This window comes from Dactylosporangium sp. NPDC049140 (assembly GCF_040648435.1).
Genome location: NZ_JBEZDS010000009.1, coordinates 189,571 through 209,954 on the forward strand (window position 1 = coordinate 189,571; position 20,384 = coordinate 209,954).

At 69.7% G+C, this 20,384-nt stretch carries 15 protein-coding genes and 1 tRNA gene; 8 read left to right on the forward strand and 8 right to left on the reverse strand.

The features are described from left to right. Window positions 1-44: 44 nt before the first annotated feature. Window positions 45-2,204 (forward strand): excinuclease ABC subunit UvrB, encoded by a 2,160-nt coding sequence (gene uvrB / locus AB0B76_RS17675; protein ID WP_360375820.1) that lies wholly within the window; start codon window positions 45-47, stop codon window positions 2,202-2,204. A 384-nt stretch (window positions 2,205-2,588) separates the two neighbouring features. Here uvrB and rpsA read toward each other — a convergent pair whose 3' ends face one another. After that, window positions 2,589-4,085 (reverse strand): 30S ribosomal protein S1, encoded by a 1,497-nt coding sequence (rpsA, locus tag AB0B76_RS17680; protein ID WP_360375822.1) that lies wholly within the window; start codon window positions 4,083-4,085, stop codon window positions 2,589-2,591. 262 nt (window positions 4,086-4,347) lie between these two features. On the opposite strand from rpsA, the gene AB0B76_RS17685 reads away from it, so the two are divergent. Beyond that, complete coding sequence (locus AB0B76_RS17685) at window positions 4,348-5,163, forward strand: class I SAM-dependent methyltransferase (RefSeq protein ID WP_360375824.1); 816 nt, start codon at window positions 4,348-4,350, stop codon at window positions 5,161-5,163. A gap of 610 nt (window positions 5,164-5,773) precedes the next feature. Here the strand turns inward: AB0B76_RS17685 and polA are convergent. Next, the gene (polA, locus tag AB0B76_RS17690; RefSeq protein ID WP_360375826.1) at window positions 5,774-8,473 is read right to left on the reverse strand and encodes a DNA polymerase I; all 2,700 of its coding nucleotides are present in this window, start codon (window positions 8,471-8,473) and stop codon (window positions 5,774-5,776) included. A gap of 297 nt (window positions 8,474-8,770) precedes the next feature. On the opposite strand from polA, the gene AB0B76_RS17695 reads away from it, so the two are divergent. Continuing rightward, window positions 8,771-10,033: an ABC transporter substrate-binding protein gene (locus tag AB0B76_RS17695; RefSeq protein ID WP_360375828.1), complete on the forward strand. Its 1,263-nt coding sequence runs from the start codon at window positions 8,771-8,773 to the stop codon at window positions 10,031-10,033. 411 nt (window positions 10,034-10,444) lie between these two features. On the opposite strand, the gene AB0B76_RS17700 is transcribed toward AB0B76_RS17695, so the two are convergent. The 5 genes from AB0B76_RS17700 to AB0B76_RS17720 all read right to left on the reverse strand — a co-directional run bounded on the left by AB0B76_RS17700 (window position 10,445) and on the right by AB0B76_RS17720 (window position 15,332). Beyond that, on the reverse strand, window positions 10,445-11,266 hold the full coding sequence (locus tag AB0B76_RS17700; RefSeq protein ID WP_360375830.1) for an ABC transporter ATP-binding protein: 822 nt from the start codon (window positions 11,264-11,266) through the stop codon (window positions 10,445-10,447). Next, window positions 11,263-12,273 (reverse strand): ABC transporter ATP-binding protein, encoded by a 1,011-nt coding sequence (locus AB0B76_RS17705; protein WP_360375832.1) that lies wholly within the window; start codon window positions 12,271-12,273, stop codon window positions 11,263-11,265. Before AB0B76_RS17705 ends, AB0B76_RS17700 begins: the two co-directional genes overlap by 4 nt. Further along, entirely contained in the window at window positions 12,263-13,264 is a 1,002-nt protein-coding gene (locus AB0B76_RS17710; RefSeq protein WP_360375834.1) for a branched-chain amino acid ABC transporter permease, read from the reverse strand. The genes AB0B76_RS17705 and AB0B76_RS17710 overlap by 11 nt, the downstream gene beginning before the upstream one ends. A gap of 10 nt (window positions 13,265-13,274) precedes the next feature. Next, on the reverse strand, window positions 13,275-14,567 hold the full coding sequence (locus tag AB0B76_RS17715) for a branched-chain amino acid ABC transporter permease (protein ID WP_360375836.1): 1,293 nt from the start codon (window positions 14,565-14,567) through the stop codon (window positions 13,275-13,277). 153 nt (window positions 14,568-14,720) lie between these two features. Beyond that, window positions 14,721-15,332, reverse strand: coding sequence for a response regulator (locus AB0B76_RS17720; RefSeq protein ID WP_360375838.1), 612 nt, complete (start codon window positions 15,330-15,332; stop codon window positions 14,721-14,723). A gap of 83 nt (window positions 15,333-15,415) precedes the next feature. On the opposite strand from AB0B76_RS17720, the gene AB0B76_RS17725 reads away from it, so the two are divergent. Beyond that, a tRNA-Leu gene (locus AB0B76_RS17725) sits at window positions 15,416-15,492 on the forward strand. Between the two features lie 80 nt (window positions 15,493-15,572). Here the strand turns inward: AB0B76_RS17725 and AB0B76_RS17730 are convergent. Further along, window positions 15,573-16,388 carry a fused MFS/spermidine synthase gene (locus tag AB0B76_RS17730; protein ID WP_360375840.1) on the reverse strand — a complete coding sequence of 272 codons (816 nt, stop codon included), beginning with the start codon at window positions 16,386-16,388 and terminating at the stop codon, window positions 15,573-15,575. A gap of 24 nt (window positions 16,389-16,412) precedes the next feature. On the opposite strand from AB0B76_RS17730, the gene AB0B76_RS17735 reads away from it, so the two are divergent. The 4 genes from AB0B76_RS17735 (at window position 16,413) to AB0B76_RS17750 (ending at window position 20,323) form a co-directional block, all read left to right on the forward strand. Next, window positions 16,413-16,769 (forward strand): hypothetical protein, encoded by a 357-nt coding sequence (locus AB0B76_RS17735; RefSeq protein WP_360375842.1) that lies wholly within the window; start codon window positions 16,413-16,415, stop codon window positions 16,767-16,769. 71 nt (window positions 16,770-16,840) lie between these two features. Beyond that, the gene (locus tag AB0B76_RS17740) at window positions 16,841-17,734 is read left to right on the forward strand and encodes a hypothetical protein (RefSeq protein ID WP_360375844.1); all 894 of its coding nucleotides are present in this window, start codon (window positions 16,841-16,843) and stop codon (window positions 17,732-17,734) included. Window positions 17,735-17,800: 66 nt separating this feature from the next. Further along, window positions 17,801-19,888: a hypothetical protein gene (locus AB0B76_RS17745; protein WP_360375846.1), complete on the forward strand. Its 2,088-nt coding sequence runs from the start codon at window positions 17,801-17,803 to the stop codon at window positions 19,886-19,888. A 42-nt stretch (window positions 19,889-19,930) separates the two neighbouring features. After that, window positions 19,931-20,323, forward strand: a complete 393-nt coding sequence (locus AB0B76_RS17750) for a DUF5713 family protein (protein ID WP_360375848.1) — start codon at window positions 19,931-19,933, stop codon at window positions 20,321-20,323. Window positions 20,324-20,384 lie beyond the last annotated feature (61 nt).

Below are 20,384 nucleotides of genomic sequence, written 5' to 3' on the forward strand. Positions count from 1 at the left end.
CGAGGACCCGGAAAGTGTCATACCCCCCGCGTACGGTTGGGGACATGGCGCTCGACATCCCACGCTTGGACCGCCGTTTCGAGGTGGTCAGCGAGTACGTACCCTCCGGCGACCAGCCGGCGGCGATTGAGGCCCTCGCGAAGCGTGTGCGGGCCGGTGACCGGCACTCGGTGCTGCTCGGCGCGACCGGCACCGGCAAGAGCGCGACCACGGCCTGGCTGGTGGAGCGGCTGCAGCGGCCGACGCTGGTGCTCGCCCACAACAAGACCCTGGCCGCGCAGCTGGCCAAGGAGTTCCGCGATCTGATGCCCAACAACGCGGTCGAATACTTCGTCAGCTACTACGACTACTACCAGCCCGAGGCCTACATCCCGCAGACCGACACCTACATCGAGAAGGACTCCTCGGTCAACGAGGAGGTGGAGCGGCTGCGGCACTCGGCCACGATGAGCCTGCTGACCAGGCGCGACGTGATCGTGGTGGCGACGGTGTCGGCGATCTACGGGCTCGGCACGCCGGAGGAGTACCTGGACCGCGCGGCCAAGGTCAGCGTCGGCGAGGAGGTCGACCGGGACAAGCTGCTGCGACGGCTGGTCGACATTCAGTACACGCGCAACGACATGGCGTTCAACCGTGGCACGTTCCGGGTCCGGGGTGACACCCTGGAGATCATCCCGGCCTACGAGGAGCTCGCGATCCGCATCGAGTTCTTCGGCGACGAGATCGAGCGGCTGTCCTACCTGCACCCCCTGACCGGCGACGAGATCCGCCAGACCGACGCGCTGATGATCTTCCCGGCAACGCACTACGCGGCCGGGCCGGAGCGCATGGAGCGGGCGATCGCCGCGATCGAGATCGAGCTGGAGGAGCGCCTGGCCGAGCTCGACCGCGAGGGCAAGCTGCTGGAGGCGCAGCGGCTGCGGATGCGCACGACATATGACGTCGAGATGATGCGCCAGGTCGGGTTCTGCAACGGCATCGAGAACTACTCCCGTCACATCGACGGGCGCGAGGCCGGCAGCCCGCCGCACTGCCTGCTCGACTACTTCCCCGACGACTTCCTCACCGTCATCGACGAGTCGCACGCGACGGTGCCGCAGATCGGCGGCATGTACGAGGGCGACGCCTCCCGCAAGCGAACCCTGGTGGAGCACGGGTTCCGGCTGCCCAGCGCCCAGGACAACCGGCCGCTGCGCTTCGACGAGTTCGAGGAGCGGGTGGGGCAGGCCGTGTACCTGTCGGCGACCCCGGGGCCGTGGGAACTCGGCAAGGTCCAGGGCGACGTCGTCGAGCAGGTGATCCGCCCGACCGGCCTGATCGACCCCGAGGTGGTGCTCAAGCCGACCAAGGGCCAGATCGACGACCTCATGCACGAGATCAAGCTGCGCACCGAGCGCGACGAGCGGGTGCTGGTCACGACGCTGACGAAGAAGATGGCCGAGGACCTGACCGACTACCTGCTCGAGCACGGCATTCGGGTGCGCTACCTGCACTCCGAGGTCGACACGCTGCGCCGGGTCGAGCTGCTGCGGGAGCTGCGCCGGGGCGAGTTCGACGTGCTGGTCGGCATCAACCTGCTCCGTGAGGGCCTCGACCTGCCGGAGGTGAGCCTGGTCGCGATCCTCGACGCCGACAAGGAGGGCTTCCTGCGCTCGGGCACGAGCCTCATCCAGACCATCGGCCGCGCGGCGCGCAACGTGTCCGGGCAGGTACACATGTACGCCGACAAGATGACCCCGTCGATGGCCCAGGCGATCGACGAGACCAACCGGCGGCGGGACAAGCAGCAGGCGTACAACAAGGCCAACGGCATCGACCCGCAGCCGCTGCGCAAGAAGCTCGGCGACATCCTCGACGACATCTACCGCGAGTCCGAGGACACCGCCGGCGTCGTGTCCGGCCACGGCCCGGGCGGCGCGGTCGTCATCGGCGGCGGCCGCCAGATGAGCCGCGGCAAGTCCCCGGAGAACACCCGCGCCCGCCAGAAGGGCGGCGGCACCAAGGGCGCCGCGTCCGGCGGCCCGGCGATCCCGGCCCGCGCGGGCATGGCCCGTGCCGAGCTCGCCACCCTCATCCAGGACCTGAACGACCAGATGCTGGGCGCGGCACGCGAACTGCAGTTCGAGCTGGCCGCCCGCCTGCGCGACGAGGTCTCCGAACTGAAGAAGGAACTCCGAGCCATGGACGTAGCCGGCGTGAAGTAACACCGACCGCCACCCGCCGGGGCCCGCGCACTACCCACCACGCGCGCCCGGCGGGTGCTGTCCCTCCCCCGCACCCCGGTCGCCGCACGCGTTCCAGCGGGTGCAGGCCCTTCCCCCGCCCGTCGCCATACACGTTCCGGCGGGCGCAGGCCCGCCGCGTCCGGTCGCCGCGCGGCCCAGCGGCGCAGGCCCCCGCGTTCACCCGTCGCATCCCCCGAGTGTGGTGGAGCCGCATCCGGCCGGCTGCCGAGCGCAAATCGAGTCCGACAACTGCGCTCATCCGGCGTTCGTCCCCGGGGTGGGTTTTGGTGGGTGCGGGCACGGGAAAGCCCCGGTCCCTTGCGGGTACCGGGGCTTTCTCGCGTTGCTAGGGCTTGCTGCGGGTCAGCTCTTGCCGCCGGCAAGCTTCTCGCGCAGGGCGGCCAGGGCCTCGTCCGTGGCCAGGGTGCCCGAGGGCTCCTCCGGCGCGCGGGTCGCGGTCGGGGTCGACGACGAGACCGAGCCGCTCTGCGGGGCTGCCGCGGCGGGCTCGGCGGTCGCATCGGCCTGACGCGCCGTCTGGACCTGCTTGGTGTGGGCCTCCCAGCGCTGACGCGCCTCGGCGTACTGCTGCTCCCACGCCTCGCGCTGCTTCTCGAAGCCGGACATCCACTCGGCGGTCTCCGGGTCGAAGCCCTCCGGGTAGATGTAGTTGCCCTGCTCGTCGTAGGTCGCCGACATGCCGTAGAGGGTCGGGTCGAAGTGCTCCTCGCCCTCGACGAAGCCCTCGTTGGCCTGCTTGAGCGACAGCGAGATCCGGCGACGCTCAAGGTCGATGTCGATGACCTTGACCATGACGTCCGAGCCCACCTGGACGACCTGCTCCGGGATCTCCACGTGGCGCTCGGCCAGCTCGGAGATGTGCACCAGGCCCTCGATGCCGTCGTCGACACGGACGAACGCACCGAACGGGACGAGCTTCGTGACCTTACCGGGCACGATCTGCTGGATCGCGTGGGTCCGGGCGAACTGACGCCACGGGTCCTCCTGGGTCGCCTTCAGCGACAGGGAGACGCGCTCACGGTCCAGGTCGACGTCGAGGACCTCGACCTCGACCTCCTGGCCGACCTCAACCACCTCGGACGGGTGATCGATGTGCTTCCAGGACAGCTCGGAGACGTGAACCAGGCCGTCGACACCACCGAGGTCGACGAACGCACCGAAGTTGACGATCGAGGACACAACGCCCTTGCGGACCTGGCCCTTCTGCAGCTTGTGCAGGAACTCGGTCCGGACCTCGGACTGGGTCTGCTCGAGGTAGGCCCGGCGGGACAGCACCACGTTGTTGCGGTTCTTGTCCAGCTCGATGATCTTGGCCTCGAGCTCCCGGCCGACGTACGGCTGGAGGTCGCGCACCCGGCGCATCTCGACCAGGGAGGCCGGCAGGAAGCCACGCAGGCCGATGTCGAGGATGAGACCACCCTTGACGACCTCGATGACGGAGCCGCGGACGACGCCGTCGTCCTCCTTGATCTTCTCGATCGTGCCCCAAGCGCGCTCGTACTGCGCGCGCTTCTTCGACAGGATCAGACGGCCTTCCTTGTCCTCCTTCTGGAGAACCAGGGCCTCGATGTGGTCACCAACCGACACGACCTCAGCAGGGTCGACATCGTGCTTGATCGACAGCTCGCGCGAGGGGATGACACCCTCGGTCTTGTAGCCGATGTCGAGCAGGACCTCGTCCCGATCGACCTTGACGACGGTGCCTTCGACGATGTCGCCGTCATTGAAGTACTTGATGGTCTCATCGATCGCGGCGAGGAACGCCTCCTCGGAACCGAGGTCGTCGATGGTGACCCTGTTGCTGCTGGCGCTCGAGGTGGCCTCGATGCTGCTCGTCATGTGGGCTGTTGCTCCGGTCGGTGGATTGGCCTGGTGACTCTGCGCGCTCCCGCGGACCCGTCGTCGGGCACAACCCGCCTGTCGCAGTGCAGGATCAGTGCATTGGAAGCCCAGGTATGTGTTCGGCGACCGTGAGCCTGCTCCATGCCGAGGCGCCACAAACCCACGAGTGCACCGATCAGCCTACCCTGCGCAATACCACATGGTCCAACCCTCCCCCAGACCCGATCTGCCGACTTTCGCGGGCCTACCGTTGCTCCCCATGGAATCGTCACCTGACGCAGGCGTCACACGACGCGCCGTGAGCCCCGCCGAGAGCCGCCGGGCGAGCCGGCGCTGGTGGGACGGCGACGCCGACGCCTACCAGGAGGAACACGGTTCCTTCCTGGGCGATGCCGACTTCGTGTGGTGCCCGGAGGGCCTGCGCGAGGCCGACGCCCACCTGCTCGGCGAGGTCAGGGGCCGTCGGGTCCTCGAGATCGGCTGCGGCGCCGCGTCCTGCTCGCGCTGGCTGAAGACCCAGGGCGCCGAGGTCGTGGCGTCCGACCTCTCCGCCGGCATGCTCCGCCACGCCCAGAACGGAGCCACCCGATCGGGCGTACCGGTCCCGCTCCTGCAGGCCGACGCGAGCGCCCTGCCGTTCGCCGAGGGCGTATTCGACATCGTCTGCACGGCGTTCGGCGCCATCCCTTTCGTGGCGGATTCTTCCCGCGTGATGCGCGAGGTGTACCGCGTCCTGCGCCCCGGCGGCCGCTGGGCCTTCTCGATCACCCACCCCATGCGCTGGGTCTTCCTCGACGACCCGGGCGAGGGCGGCCTGGTGGCGGTGCACTCCTACTTCGACCGCCGCGCGTACGTCGAGGAGGACGAGCAGCACGTCCCCACGTACGTCGAGCAGCACCGCACCCTGGGCGACCGAATCCGCGAACTGGTGGCCGCGGGCTTCGTGCTGAACGACCTGATCGAACCGGAATGGCCGTCCGAGCACGACAAGGAGTGGGGCCAGTGGAGCCCCATGCGCGGACGAATCTTCCCGGGCACGGCCATCTTCGTAGCCACGAAGCCCACGAAATCATGAAATATCCGAAAAGTCGCGGCGCGGAGCGCCCGACTTTTCGGACACCCGCGCCCAGCCAACGCCCCCCGCCACGAACTCGCACAAACTGGCAGAACGCGATAGGCCAGGCACGCGAGGCTCCGGCATGTCGGACTTAACGAGCGTCAGGCGAAAAATCCGATAAGTCGCGGCGCGGAGCGCCCGACTTATCGGTGAACCACTCGGACCCGTAAGGCAAGTCGGCCCAGGGCACCAGCGGCTCCAAGGCGAGCGCTGGCAGAAGAGTCGAGCCATGACGTCCGGGCGGAGCCAAAGGCCGCCGCGTCGAGCGGGTGACGCTGCGGAACTTGAAGGGGCCTGAGCTCGGTTCGGCGCCGGGCACCGGCGCCGAACTGGCGAACGGGTTGCAGCCGAGAGTTGGGGCAAGCGCCAAAGGACTCGACGGGGCGTGAGCTCGGTTCCTCGCCGGGCACGTTCCAGCCGAGAGTTGGGGCAGGCGCCGAAGGACTTGAAGGGGCGTGAGCTCGGTTCGCCGAGACGGGCGTTGGCAAGGCCTGAGCCTCGGAGTCCGGGCGGGCCTACGGCCGCAGCGTCGGGGACGGTGACGCTGCGGGCCTTGACGGGGGTTGGCTCAGTGGTCGGCGGCGTTCCAGTCGGAGCCGATGCCCACCGAGACGCCCAGGGGGACGTCCAGGGGGTAGGCGCCGCCCATGGCGTCGCGGACCAGGATTTCCAGGGGCTCGCGCTCGCCCGTTGCCACCTCGAACACCAGCTCGTCGTGGACCTGCAGGAGCATTCTCGAGCGCAGGGCCGAGTCGCGCAGGGCGGTGTCGACGCGCAGCATGGCGACCTTGATGATGTCCGCGGCGGAGCCCTGGATCGGGGCGTTGAGGGCCATGCGCTCGGCCATCTCGCGGCGCTGGCGGTTGTCGCTGTTGAGGTCGGGCAGGTAGCGGCGGCGGCCCAGGACGGTCTCGGTGTAGCCGTCGCGGCGGGCCTGGGCGACGATCGAGCGCAGGTAGTCGCGCACGCCGCCGAAGGTGGCGAAGTACTCCTCCATGAGCACCGTCGCCTCGGCCGGGGTGATGCCGAGCTGCGTGCCGAGGCCGTAGGAGGACAGGCCGTAGGCGAGGCCGTAGTTCATCGCCTTGATCTTGCGGCGTTGGTCGGGCACGACCTCGTTGACGGGCACCGAGAAGACCGAGGACGCGGTCGCGGCATGGAAGTCGAAGCCGGAGTTGAAGGCCTCGATGAGCGCCTCGTCCTTGGACAGGTGCGCCATGATGCGCATCTCGATCTGGCTGTAGTCGGCGGTCAGCAGCGTCTCGAAGCCCTCGCCCACGATGAAGGCGCGGCGGATGCGCCGGCCCTCCTCGGTGCGGATCGGGATGTTCTGCAGGTTGGGGTCGGTGCTGGAGAGGCGGCCGGTGGCGGCGACGGTCTGGTAGTACGTCGTGTGGATGCGCCCGTCGTCGCTGATCGACTTGAGCAGGCCGTCGACGGTGGTCTTGAGCTTGGCGACGTCGCGGTGGCGCAGCAGGTGCTCCAGGAGCGGGTGCTGGGTCTGGGCGAACAGGCCCTGGAGGGCGTCGGCGTCGGTGGTGTAGCCCGTCTTGATCTTCTTGGTCTTGGGCAGCGCGAGCTCGTTGAAGAGGATCTCCTGCAGCTGCTTGGGCGAGCCGAGGTTGAACTCGCGCCCGATCACCCCGTAGGCGGCCTGGGCGGCGCCCTTCACCCCGCCGGCGAACTGCGACTCGAGCTCGCCGAGGTATTCGGTGTCGGCCGCGATCCCGGTCCGCTCCATCTCGGCGAGCACGTAGACGAGCGGCAGCTCCACCTCGGCCAGCAGGCGGGCCGACGAGTCGCCGTCGCGGTGCAGCTCCTCGCCGATCGCCTCGGCGAGGTCGAGGGTGGCCCGGGCCCTGAGCATGAGGTTTTCCTCGGCCTCGCCGGTGTCGTCGCCGAGCCCGTCGAGGGTCAGCTGCCCGTTGCCGTTCGCGGGGGCGTCGACGCGCAGCTCGCGCTTGAGATAGCGCAGGGCGAGGTCGTTGAGGTCGTAGGAGCGCTGGTCGGGCCGGGCCAGGTAGGCCTCCAGGGCGGTGTCGCTGACCACCCCGGCCAGCTCCGTCCAGCCGCGGGCCAGCAGGGCCAGGCGGGCCGGCTTCACGTCGTGCAGGACCTTGGGCCGGTCGGCGGCGGCGAGCCAGGCCCCCACCGCGGCGTCGTCGGCCGGGTCGAGGGCGGCCGGGTCGAACCAGGCCGCGGGGCCGCCGGCGACGGCGAGCGCGATGCCGGTGAGGGTGCCGGTGCCGCGGCCGAACTTCCCGGCGACCGCCACGCCGGTGCGCGTGCCGGCCGGGGCGTGCTGGTCGAGCCAGGCGCCGACGCCGCCGTGCAGCACCTCGCCGGACAGGTCGAAGCCGGACTCGGCCTCGGGCTCGACCGCGTCGAGGTACTGGTAGAGCCGCTCCCGCAGCACCCGGAACTCCAGCGAGTCGAAGATCTGGTGCACGGCCTCGCGGTCCCAGCCCCGCCACTTCACGTCTTCCGGGCCGATCGGCAGCTCGAGGTCGCTGCGGAGCTCGTTGAGCCCGTAGTTGCGGATGATCTCGGGGATGTGGGCGCGCACGTTCTCGCCGGCCTTGCCCTTGATCTCGTCGACGCGGGCGATGATCTGATCGAGCCCGCCGAACTGCACGATCCACTTGGCCGCGGTCTTGTCGCCGACCCCGGGGACGCCGGAGAGGTTGTCGCTGTCCTCGCCGACGAGCGCGGCCTTGTCGCGGTACCGCGACGGCGGGATCCCGTACTTCTCCTCGACCTTGGCCGGGGTCATGCGGTCCATCTCGGTGACGCCGCGCTTGAGATACAGCACCGTGACGACGTCGGTGACCAGCTGGAACGCGTCGCGGTCGCCGGTGATGATCGAGGTCGGCAGGCCGAGCTCGGTGGCCTGCCGGGCGAGCGTGGCGATGACGTCGTCGGCCTCGAAGCCGTCCTTCTCCACGAACGGGATCCGCAGCGCGTTGAGGATCTCCTTGATGAGGGGCACCTGGCCGGCGAACTCGGGCTGGGTCGCGGCGCGGTTGGCCTTGTACTCCGCGTACTGCTCCAGGCGGAACGTCTTGCGCGAGACGTCGAAGGCCACCGCGATGTGCGTGGGCTGCTCGTCGCGCAGCATGTTGATCAGCATCGACGTGAAGCCGAAGACGGCGTTTGTCGTCTGGCCCGTCACCGTAGAGAAGTTCTCCTTCGGCAGGGCGTGGTACGCCCGGTAGGCGAGCGAGTGCCCGTCGAGCAGCAACAGCTTGGAGTCAGTCGAACCCGTCACGCCAGCGAGCCTAGTCCGGGGGTATGACAAAAACCGCGGAGCCCCTCACGGCGTTTCACGCGTATTGTCCGATTCGCCCCACCGGCGGCACTTGCCGGGAAGCCCGCCGCGAAAACTTCGGACAAAGCGATTCGCGTTGCGGTTGCGAACAGGAAGATTACGACTGCGCAACTTCCTTGGGCGTGTTGGGCCGAAGGCCTAGTGCCGCGCAGGCAGTGTCATTAGGTTGTGCGTTCATCAGCGTCTTGGCATCTAGGCGCAACCACGCCTACCGCGCTGTTAAAAAGGAGACAGGTGATGATCCGCCCCAATCTCGGATGGCGCTCGGTCGCCGTGCTGAGCGCCGCCTGCCTGGCGCTCAGTGCCTGCGGCGATAACAAGGCCGACAGCCCCTCGGCGGCTGCCACCAGCGGCGGCGCCGCGGCGGCCGGCGACGGTGTGCTCAAGATCGGCACCATCCTGCCGCAGACCGGCTCGCTGGCCTTCCTCGGCCCGCCGGAGTTCGCCGGCGTCGACGTGGCGATCAAGGAGATCAACGACAACGGCGGCGTCCTTGGCAAGCCGGTGCAGATCCAGCACATGGACTCGGGCGACACCTCCACGGACATCGCCACCCAGTCGGTGAACAAGCTGCTCACGGACAAGACCGACGTCATCATCGGCGCGGCCTCGTCCTCCGTCTCGCTGTCCGTCATCGACAAGATCACGGGCGCCGGGGTTGTGGAGATCTCGCCGGCGAACACCTCGACGGCGTTCACCGCGTACAACGACCACGGCCTCTACTTCCGCACCGCGCCCCCGGACACCCTCCAGGGCCGCGTGCTCGGCGACCTGATCGTCCAGGACGGCAACGCCACCACCGGCATGCTGGTCCTCAACGACTCCTACGGCACCGGCCTCGCCGAGAACGCCAAGAAGGAGATCGAGAGCGGCGGCGGCAAGGTCGTCGCGTCGGTGACCTACGACCCGAAGGCCGCGGACTTCAGCGGTGAGGTCGGCCAGATCAAGCAGGCCAACCCGGACGCGATCGCGATCATCGGCTTCGACGAGACCAAGAAGATCGTCCCGAAGCTGCTCGAGCAGGGCCTGAAGAACAAGAAGTGGTACTTCGTCGACGGCAACATCGCCGACTACTCGAAGGACTTCCAGCCCGGCACCCTGACCGGCTTCAAGGGCACCCAGCCCGGCGCCGAGACCAAGGCCGACTTCAAGCAGCGCCTGCTGGGCGTCAACAAGGACCTGAAGGACTTCAACTACGCGGTCGAGTCCTACGACGCCACCATCCTCTCGGCCCTGGCGGCCGAGGAGGCCGGCAGCGACAACCCGGGCGAGATCGCCAAGCACCTGACCACCGTCTCCAAGGGCGGCGAGAAGTGCACGGGCTACAAGAAGTGCCTCGACCTGATCAAGGCCAAGAAGGACATCGACTACGAGGGGCTCTCGGGCCCGATCTCCTTCAACGACGCCGGTGACCCGGCCGAGGCCACCATCGGTGTCTACACCTACGGTCCGGACAACAAGCTCCTCCCCGAGGTCAAGTACCAGGCCGGCAAGATCTGAGCCTGACGGCCCCGAAGGCCCCCGCCGCGCAAGCGGCGGGGGCCTTTTCGTGCGCGGAAAAGAGCGGAAAAGAACGGACGAAAGACCCAAAAGTCCGGGCTCGGGCCCGCGTCACCTGCGGACCGTCGCTCCCGCCAGACAAAGGCCGGCCCTGCAGGCCTGCGGCCGGAGAGGGCCGGCCAGCCGGGTCCGCGGTGCCACGAACGGAACGGGCTGGCGCCCGTCGCGGATACAACCTCGGAACTATCGTTCCGCGAGCGGAACAATAACCGCATTATCAAGATCGACGTTGATATTTCGGAACGCAAGACCACCATTGTAAAAACGCCGTGAAATCAGCCAGGAGGCGTAACGAAAAAATCCCGCGCCCCCGTGGGAGGCGCGGGATTTCCGCGGTGCAAAAACGATGGTTCAGGCGCGCGCGAGCGTCCCGAGGTACAACTCGATGACCCGCGGGTCGTTGATGAGGCCCTCGCCCGAGGCCGTGTAGGCGTTGCGCCCCTGGTCGAGCACATACCCGCGGTCGCAGATCTGCAGGCACCGCCGCGCGTTCTGCTCGACCATCACGACCGTCACGCCGGTCGAGTTGATCTGCTTGGTCCGGAAGAACACCTCGTCCTGCAGCGCCGGCGAGAGGCCGGCCGACGGCTCGTCCAGCAGCAGGACCGTGGGCTCCATCATGAGCGCCCGGGCCATGGCCACCATCTGCCGCTCGCCGCCCGACATGAGCCCGGCCCGCTGCTTGCGCCGCTCGGCCAGGGTCGGGAAGAGCTGCGTGACGAAGTCGAAACGCTCCTTGAACCGCTTGGGCCGCAGGAACGTGCCCATCTGCAGGTTCTCCTCGATGGTCAGCGCGGCGAAGACGTTGTTCGTCTGCGGCACGAAGCCGATGCCCCGCTCGACCAGCGCGTGCGCCTTGAAGTTGGTGATGCTCTCCCCGCGCAGCGTGACCGTGCCCGAGCGGATGTTCACCAGCCCGAACATGGCCTTGAGCAGCGTCGACTTGCCGGCGCCGTTCGGCCCGATGATGCCGACGAGCTCGCCATCGTGCACGTAGAGGTCGGCGCCGTTGAGGATGTTGACGCCCGGCAGGTACCCGGCGACGACGTCGTCGGCGCGCAGGACCGCCCCTTCGGCCTTCGACACGTGCTCGGTGCGGTCGACGATCTCGTTGCTGACGGGCGCCGCTTCCTCGTCGTCGGGAAGCTCAGGAATTTCGCTGGAAACGGTCACGACCGGTCCTTTCCGTCGGCGTCGGCGGAACTGCCGTCCGCCGCCGCCTGCTCCTGCTCGAGCTCGTCGACGGCGCCGATGAGCGCCACCTCGCCGCCCTCGGCGAGGTCGCCGGCGTCGTACTCCTCGCCGCCGACCGTCTTCACCGCGCCGTCGTGGTGGGCGCCCAGGTAGGCGTCGATCACTCGGGGGTCGGCCATGACCTTGTCCGGGGTGCCCTCGGCGATCACGCCGCCCTGCCCCATGACGATGATCCAGTCGCTGATGTCGTGGACCATGTCCATGTCGTGCTCGACGAACAGCACCGTCATGCCGTCCTCGCGCAGCTGCTTGACGTGGCCGAGCAGCGACTGCGTCAGGGCCGGGTTCACGCCGGCCATCGGCTCGTCGAGCATGACCATCTCGGGCTGCACCATGAGGGCCCGGGCCATCTCCAGCAGCTTGCGCTGGCCGCCGGAGAGGCTGCCGGCGAAGTCGTCCTTCTTGGCGATGAGCTTGAAGCGGGTGAGCAGGTCCTCCGCGCGCGCGGTGACCTCGGCCTCCTGCTGCCGGTAGATGGCCGGGATCAGGGCGCGCCAGAAGGTCTCGCCCTTCTGCCCGGTCGCGCCCAGCCGCATGTTGTCCATGACGGTGAGCTTGGACAGCGCCTTGGTCAGCTGGAAGGTGCGGACCATGCCGGTGCGGGCGACCTTGTGTGCGGCTACACCCGAAAGGCTCTTGCCGTTGAACGTCCAGGAACCCTCGTCCGGCACGTCGAAGCCGGTGAGCAGGTTGAAGAACGTCGTCTTGCCGGCGCCGTTGGGCCCGATGAGCGCGGTGATGGAGCCGCGCTGCACCTCGGCGTGCTTGACGTCGACGGCGGTGAGGCCGCCGAAGCGGCGCACGACGCCGTCGGCGACGAGGATCGGGTCGGGCTTGGGCACGCCCGGCTCGCACGGAACGTCGGCCAGGGCCGCCGTGGCGCGCTGCTTGGCGGTGCCGGTGGCCTGCGTGGGCTCAGCGGACATCGAGCATGACCTCCCTCTTGTCGCCGAAGATGCCCTGCGGGCGGTAGATCAGCAGCAGGATCAGGCCGATGCCGACCAGGATGTACCGCACCGAACCGGCCTGGTTGGTGCTGATCAGCCACGACGGGATGTCCTTGTTGTTGATCGCCTCGGACAGCGTCGCGTCGATGAAGACGAGCAGCACCCAGAAGATCGCCGCGCCGACGACGGGGCCGAAGACCCGCGCCGCGCCGCCGAGGATGACGATCGTGTACGCGAAGAACGTGAACTCGGTGCCCCACGTGTCCGGCTGCACCGCCGCGCGGTCGAGGGCGAAGACGAAGCCGCCGAGGCAGCCGATGACGCCGCCGATGACCAGCGACTGCATCTTGTACGAGAAGACGTTCTTGCCGAGGCTGCGTACCGCGTCCTCGTCCTCCCGGATGGCCTTGAGCACGCGGCCCCACGGGCTCTTCATGAGCAGCCACACGACCAGGCAGGACAGCGCCACCAGGGTCCAGCCGACCAGCAGCACCCACAGCTCACGGTCGGTGAACGTGATGAGGTCGCCGAAGAGGCTGACGCCCTTGCTGCCCTGGAACGGGCTCAGGTCGTAGAAGTCCTGCGAGAAGCCCTGCAGGCCGTCGGAGGCGCCGGTCCACTTGTGCAGGCCCGTCGCCCGGTAGATGAGCCGGATGATCTCGGCCGCCGCGATGGTGACGATGGCCAGATAGTCCGCGCGCAGGCGCAGCGTCGGGATGCCGAGCAGCAGCGCCAGGATGATCGCCGCGGCCAGGCCGATCGCCACGCCGAGGAAGAACGGCAGGTCGAACGTGGAGACGGTGATCGCGATGCCGTACGCGCCCACGCCCAGGAACGCCGACTGCCCGAAGTTCAGCAGGCCAGTGTAGCCGAAGTGGACGTTGAGGCCGATGGCCGCGAGCGCGTAAGCAATAGTGGTGGACCCGATGATCGCTTCCAGCGAGACGCTGAAGATGGAGTGCCAGTTCATCGTGTCCCCCTCAGCCGATCCGCGTCCGGCGGCCCAGGATGCCCTGTGGCCGGAAGAGCAGGATCACGATCAGTACGCCCAGCGCGCCAACGGTCTTGAGCTCCGACGGAATCCACAGCGTCGACAGCTGCACGAACAGGCCGATCACGAGGCTGCCCACCAGGGCGCCCCAGGCGGTACCGAAGCCGCCCAGCGTGACGGCCGCGAACACCAGCAGCAGGATCTGGAAGCCCATCTGGTAGCCGACGTTCTGGTAGGTCCCCAGGAGCACGCCGGCCAGCGCGGCCAGGGCGCCGCCGATGGTCCAGACCAGCCGGATGATGCGGTCCACGTTGATGCCGGAGGCCGCCGCGAGGGCCGGGTTGTCGGCGACCGCGCGGGTCGCCTTGCCCAGGCGGGTGCCGAGCAGCGCCCAGGACACGGCCACGATGGCCACGATGGCGACCACGTCGCAGACGAGGTTCTTCGGCGCGATCAGGAACGGCCCGTACTGATGGCCGGGCTGGCCGTTGTACTGGGCGAAGGCGCGGGTCTCGCCGCCGAAGAAGTACAGGAAGATGTACCGCACCGCGAGGGACAGGCCGATCGAGATGATCATCGTCGTGACCATGTTGGTGCGGCGCCGGCGCAGCCAGCCCCAGAACGCCCGGTCCTGCGTGTAGCCGAGCAGGCCGCCGATCACGACGGCGATCAGGCCGGACAGGACCAGCGGCAGCCCGATTGTCACGTTGAACAGGAAGGTGATCAGCGCACCGAAGGTGACCAGCTCGCCGTGGGCGAAGTTGGTCAGGCCGGTGGTGCCGAAGATCAGCGAGACGCCGAGCGCGGCCAGCGCGATGATGAGCGCGAAGTGCAGTCCGCTGTAGAGCAGGTCGGCGTACCGGTCCAGTTCCGACGGCGCCTTGGGCGCGTTCGGCTGGTTCTGACCGGTCGCCCCGCCCGCCCCGCCGAGCGGGAACAGCACGTTACGGGCCTGGCCGTCGGCCACCTGCGGCGTCAGGCTGGGCCGGTTGTTGGTCAGGGTGACGCCCGCCGGCAGGGAGGTCTGATCGAGGTCGACCCGGTAGGTGCCGGGGCCCGGGACCGGAATACTCCATTTGCCCTGAGCGTCTGAGGCTGCTTCGCCGACGGGCGCGCCGTCCTGGGTGAACGCTTTGATCTTGACTCCGGCGACGGGGGCGTCGCCGTTCTTCAGCGTTCCCTGTAGTGCTTCGCCCTCGGCCCAGGCGCTTGTGGCGCCCACTCCGAAGGAGAGCATCACGCAGGCCAGGAAGGCCGTGAGCATGATCACGGCTCTACGCAATGGTGCTCCTCGAATCAACGGTGACTGGCTGTGATCCCGAGCCTCGGGACTGGCGGATCATAGCCCGGCCCTCAAGGCAATAGCGGGCCGTTACCAAGCCGTTATTCGATGTCCAGCAAGCTGCCGCGAAACACGCCGTGCGCAGGTAAAAGGTCAGGACTCGGCGATTACGGTGGTGTTTCCCCCGGCGGTTTCGGCGATGATCCGGTCGGCCACTTCCCGCATCGTCATGCGGTGGTCCATCGCGGTGCGCTGGATCCATTTGAAGGCCTGCGGCTCGTTCATGCCGTAGGTGGCCATGAGCTGGCCCTTGGCGCGCTCCACGACCTTGCGCGTCTCGAGCCGCTCGGTAAGCGTGGCGACCTCGGACTCGAGCACCGACAGCTCCGCGTACCGCGACACGGCGATCTCCACCGCCGGCACCAGGTCGCTCTTCTGGAACGGCTTGACCAGGTAGGCCATCGCGCCCGCGGCGCGCGCCCGCTCCACCAGGTCCCGCTGGCTGAACGCGGTGAGGATGACGACCGGCGCGATCCGCCCGCCGGCGATCTTCTCGGCCGCGGCGAGCCCGTCCATGATCGGCATCTTGATGTCCAGGATCACGAGATCCGGCTTGAGCTCCTCGGCGAGCCGGACAGCCGTTTCGCCGTCGCCGGCCTCGCCGACGACGTCGTAGCCCTCCTCGACGAGCATCTCCCGCAGGTCGAGGCGGATGAGCGCCTCATCTTCCGCGATGAGCACCCGACGGCTCTGTGCCTCGGCCACAAGCCTCTCCCGATCCGATCCGACGTGTCCGACGGCGGTTACCGTCGCGATCAGAGTAGTGGGTACCCTAGTGCGGCGTACTCGTCCCGGTATCCCAATCGGCAGAGGAACGGAGCTCAAACCTCCGACAGTGTGGGTTCGAATCCCACCCGGGGCACCAAAACGGCACACAAGCCCCACGAGAACGTGATGCCGGACACGGTCACGTGTGCGTAACTCCCACCGCGGCAGGACTAGGGCCTAGTCGAGGCGGACCGGATCGGCGCCCTCGGTCAGCAGGTCCAGGCCCGCGCCGGTCACGACCTGAGCCGGCTGGCGGTCCCGCCCGGCCAGCGCGGCCAGCCGGGCGATCGGCAGGCGGTCCGGTTCCACCGCGCAGGCGAAGACCACGTTGCCGAAGCGCCGCCCGCGCAGCAGGTCCGGCCGCACGATCAGGCACACGTCGGCGAACGCCGTGCGCAGCGTCGCCCCCTGCGACCGGGAGAACGCGAGCGGGGCCAGGTCGGCCACGTTGAGCGCGTAGACGCCGCCGGGGGCCAGCAGCCGGGCCACGGCGGACGCGAAGACGACGTCGGACACGCTCTCGGGCATCTGCGCCGCGTCGTACACGTCGCCGATGATCAGGTCGTAGGCGCCGGCGTCGAGCTCGGCGACGGTCGCGCGGGCGTCGCCGAAGCGCAGGTCGATGCGCGCGTCCGGGGGCAGCGGCAGGACGCGCTGGACGAACGCGGCCAGCCGGCGGTCGCGCTCGACCACGAGCTGCTCGGAGCCCGGGCGGGTCGCGGCCACGTACCGCGGCAGCGTGAACGCCCCGCCGCCCAGGTGCAGCGCGCGGATCGGCCGGCCTTCCGGGAACGCGGTGTCGACGACCGAGCCGACGCGGCGCGTGTACTCGAAGTACAGGTGGGTCGGGTCGAGCACATCGACGTACGACTGCTGCACCTCCTCGACGAGGAGCGTCCAACCGCCCTTGCGGCGGGGGTCTCGCACCAGGCGGGCCGCCCCGTACTCCCCCTGCTCGGCGATCCCGTCGATGATCTCCCGCCAGCTTCCCATTGGGGCACAACCTACCGCGACTGGGTGTGCCAGGCGACGGCGTACCGCACCGCCCTCGACGCCGGCCTGCCGTTCGGCCTGACCCTGTTCGTCAACGCGGAGCCCGCCGCGCTCGGCGTTGCGTGCCCGCCCGACCTGGCCCCGACGATCCTCGACGCCCAGCTGCGGCTGCGGGTGGTGGTCGAGATGGGAGCGGGCCATCGGCGCCGACCCGGCGCGCCCCTGCTCAGCGCGGCCGAGGCGTGCCGCGGCGCGGGCTGGGGCGTGGCCCTGGACGACGTGGGCGCCGAGTGGTCGGCCCGCACTTCGCGGGCGCGCTCGTGGCCCGGGACCCGGCCGACACCGGCCCCGAGGAGCAGCGGCGGTTCACGCACGCGCTGACGTACGACCGCGACCTGGTCCTCGACGCGGCCCGTGCGCTCCTGCAGTGGATTGTGCCAACATAGGCGCCCATGAGGCGCATGCTGCTCGTCGCGCTGCTGGTGCTGGTCTCCCTCGGCGGCGCGGCACTGTCCGGGCACGCCCCCGACGCCGCCGGGACCGCGGCGCCCGGCGCCGACCCGATCAAGGTCCGGGTGGAGCTGACCCAGGGTCGGGTCGACGAGGTCCGGCACACAGTGCAGATCTCGATGCACAACGACGGGCCGGCCAAGCTCGTCGTGCAGCAGATCGAGCTGCGGGCGCCGTCGTTCAAGGGCGTCGGGCCGGTCAAGGCCGACGCGTGGCTGCCGCCGGGCGGCCTGCAGGTCGACGTGCCGGTGGCGTACGGAACCGGCATCTGCACCGGCGACGACCTGCATCCCCGCGCGGCCGCCGCCACCGTGGCGCTGCGCGTGCAGACCGAGAACGGCCAGGTGAGCGACGTCCAGGTGCCGCTGGCCACCCCGAACCCGATGCTCGACAAGTTCCTCGCGATCGACTGCCAGCAGGCGTACCTCGACCGCCAGGCCACGTTCACGTTCGGCCCGTGGACCCACCTGCCCAGCGGCTGGGTCCAGGGCACCGTTGTGGTTCACCGCACCGGCTTCAAGGGCACGATCACGCTGCAGGAGTTCGTCGGCAGCATCCTGCTCGAGGTGCTGCCGACCCCGCTGCGGGAGGCGACCCCGAAGCCGTACGGCGTGCTCCCGCCCGGCACCGGCGAGCTGAAGATCCCGATCATCGTCGACGGCGAGCGCTGTACCCCGCACGCCCTCGCCGAGATCAAGAAGCCGTACGTGTTCCCGGCGTGGGTCAGCCTCGACGGCGGCCCGCTGCTGTACACCGAGCTCAAGATCACCGATGCCGAGGTCGCCGCGTTCAAGCCGGTCATCGATGCCTGCGCGGCCGGGCACACGCAGATGTGAGCCCGGAGTTTTAAGCCAGCTTTAGGCCGGTTGCGACGAATGACGCCTGGTGCCATGCTCCCAGCCATGTCCGAGGCCGGTCGGCGGGCCCGCGCCGCTCTCCCCGCGGTCGCCCTGCTGGTCCTCGCGACCGCGGCGACGCTGGGCCTGTCCACGCTGCTCGGCTTCGCGCCGCGGCCGCCCGCCTGGCGGATCGTGCTCACGTTCGCCGTCGCGCTCGCGCTCGCCCTGGTCGCGGCCGACCAGGTCCGGGCCGCGCTCACCGACTGGCAGGGCGCGGCCGCCGCCGAGTGGGGTGCGCACCGCCGCCCGCGGCGCAACCTGGTCACCGGCGACGTCACGCAGCCCCGGCGCGACGTGGACGAGTACACCGGCGAAATGAAGAAGCCGGAGCGCCTGAAGGTGCGCCGTCCGTCCTGGGTGCGCCTCGGGGTCACCGTGCCCCTCGCGCTCGTCCTCGCCGCCCTGCTGTGGGTGCCGCAGCTGCCCGGGCACGCTGGAGCGCTCAAGGTGACGTCGTTCTTCTTCGGGTACGCCGCCTACGCCCTGCCCTTCCTGCCCCTGCTGCTCGCCTGGCCGCTCCCCCGCCTGCCCCGCGAGCCCTGGCCCGGCCGGCTCCTGCTGGTCCCGGTGGCCGACCGGCGGCTGTGGCGCGGCGCCGAGCTCGCCACGCTCGGCTCGGCCACCCTGCTCTTCCTGCGCGAGCGGGTGCTGACCCGGGCCACCGGCATCGTCGTGGCCGCGCTCGGCCTGCTGCACCTGGTGCGCGGCAACCCCGCCGTGCTCGACGGCGGCGCGGCCCGGGCCGGCGGCCTGTTCGGCTTCCTGATCGCCGAGCCGCTGGCCTTCGTACTCGCCGCAGGCGGGGCGATCGCGCTGCTCGGCGGCGTGCTCGGCGTCGCCGCGGGGATCATCGCGGCGTCGGTCGGGCGGGCCTGGGGCACCGTGACCGGGTACGCCGTGCTGGCCGTCGTGGTCGCGGGGCCGCTGGGCGCGGTGGGCGCCGGGCACTGGTACGGCTTCGAGTACTACCTGCGCACCGAGAACGGGCACGTGGTCGTCGTGGCCGGGCTCTCACCCACGCACCGGCAGGCGGTGCACGACACGAACCTCGCCGTCGACGGGCTCTCCCCCTCGCTGCGGCAGCTGTTCGCCGACGGGCTGCCCGTCGCCGACTACGCCGACGGCGACCGGATCGCCAAGGCCCTCGCCGCGCCGTCGACCGCCGCCGCCGACGCCTACGCCGGGGAGCAGTTCGACCTCAAGACCGGCGAGTGCTTCGACTGGATCGGCGGGTCGTCGCAGCTGCGGTACGTCGCGCAGTGCAACGCCGCGCACGTCGGCGAGGTCACCTTCGTCGGGCACCTGCCGTTCACCGTCGACCCGGGCGCCAAGGCGGTGGACACCGCGACGCGGGCGATGTGCGAGCAGTCCTACGGGGACTATCTCGGCGTACCGTTCGGGCAGTCCTTCCTGCCGCTGGAGAAGCCGCTCCTGCCGCCCGGCCTGGACAAGACCTGGCACGCCCGGCCGGTCATCGCCTGCTGGCTCAACTCGGTCGGGCCGTGGCCGCTGAAGGGCACCAGGACGGTGGCGGCGCTGCAGCAGAAGGCGTCCTGGGGCCCGTCCGGCGGCTGCAAGATCGAGGTGCCGGACGCGCTGCGCATCACCGCCGAGCAGCCGAACGTACGCTGCCTCGCGCCCGGCCCCGAGCAGCGCCTCAGCGTGCCGGGGGGCGGCTTCAACATCGACCTCGAGTTCGCCGCGATCGGCAAGTCGGCCGGCGGGGCGCGCATCGGCGCCGGGTGCTTCGACGGGGCGAACCTCGCGAACGGGTACAGCTTCGAAATCAACGCCGACGGGGTCATCGAGATCTACAAGCACGCCGGGGACCAGCACCCCAAGGTGGCGGCGTCGGCCAAGCCGAAGAACGCCGGCCCGCCGACGACCGCCTCGACGCCCTTGCAGGTCACGTGCAAACCGACGGGCGACGGCGGGGTGGAGCTGACCGCGTTCTCGACGGGCAACCGCAAGGCGACCTGGGTGGACAAGGAGAACCCCTTCACGTCCCTGAGCCCGAGACTGGTCCTGGCGAACGCCGCCACGGGCGGCGTGGTGATGACCACGATGATCTTCAGCGCCACGAGGCTGTGATTGCGCGCCCGTACCCGTCGGCGGGCTGCCTACGCTGTCGGCATGATCGAGCGGCTGACCCAGCGGTGGCGACGAGAGACGGCGGAGCAAGCGGCGGCGGTGGCCGCGGGAACGTTGCCGGCGGATGGGGCGTACGCGCCGACGGCATTCCCGCCGGAGTTCGTCGCCGCGGTCGACACGGCCCTGGAGGCGTACGAGCGGGAGATCACCGGCCTCGAGCCGCGCACGGACGAGGCAGTGTGGGCCGCGGTCGAACGGGTCGTGGTCGCCCTCAACGAAGCCGACCTGGAGTTCGGCCACCCCATCGAGACGATCACCCGGGAGGAGCTGAGCGAGTACATCGAGGAGGTTCTCGATGCGGCGGGCATCGACGTCGAGGCGTTGCTGGAGCGCCGCGGCGCCGACGAAGCCGCCGGCGAATGGCGCGACTGGTGACGGCGAAAACGCGGGCGCTACCGCAGGCGTAGGTGTGCGCCCCACGCGACCGGTTGCCGGC

Coding starts and splice junctions, on each gene's coding strand:
- uvrB (WP_360375820.1), top strand. CDS start 45: ATGGCGCTCGACATCCCACGCTTGGACCGCCGTTTCGAGGTGGTCAGC.
- rpsA (WP_360375822.1), bottom strand. CDS start 4,085: ATGACGAGCAGCATCGAGGCCACCTCGAGCGCCAGCAGCAACAGGGTC.
- AB0B76_RS17685 (WP_360375824.1), top strand. CDS start 4,348: ATGGAATCGTCACCTGACGCAGGCGTCACACGACGCGCCGTGAGCCCC.
- AB0B76_RS17695 (WP_360375828.1), top strand. CDS start 8,771: ATGATCCGCCCCAATCTCGGATGGCGCTCGGTCGCCGTGCTGAGCGCC.
- AB0B76_RS17705 (WP_360375832.1), bottom strand. CDS start 12,273: ATGTCCGCTGAGCCCACGCAGGCCACCGGCACCGCCAAGCAGCGCGCC.
- AB0B76_RS17710 (WP_360375834.1), bottom strand. CDS start 13,264: ATGAACTGGCACTCCATCTTCAGCGTCTCGCTGGAAGCGATCATCGGG.
- AB0B76_RS17730 (WP_360375840.1), bottom strand. CDS start 16,388: ATGGGAAGCTGGCGGGAGATCATCGACGGGATCGCCGAGCAGGGGGAG.
- AB0B76_RS17740 (WP_360375844.1), top strand. CDS start 16,841: ATGAGGCGCATGCTGCTCGTCGCGCTGCTGGTGCTGGTCTCCCTCGGC.
- AB0B76_RS17745 (WP_360375846.1), top strand. CDS start 17,801: ATGTCCGAGGCCGGTCGGCGGGCCCGCGCCGCTCTCCCCGCGGTCGCC.
- AB0B76_RS17750 (WP_360375848.1), top strand. CDS start 19,931: ATGATCGAGCGGCTGACCCAGCGGTGGCGACGAGAGACGGCGGAGCAA.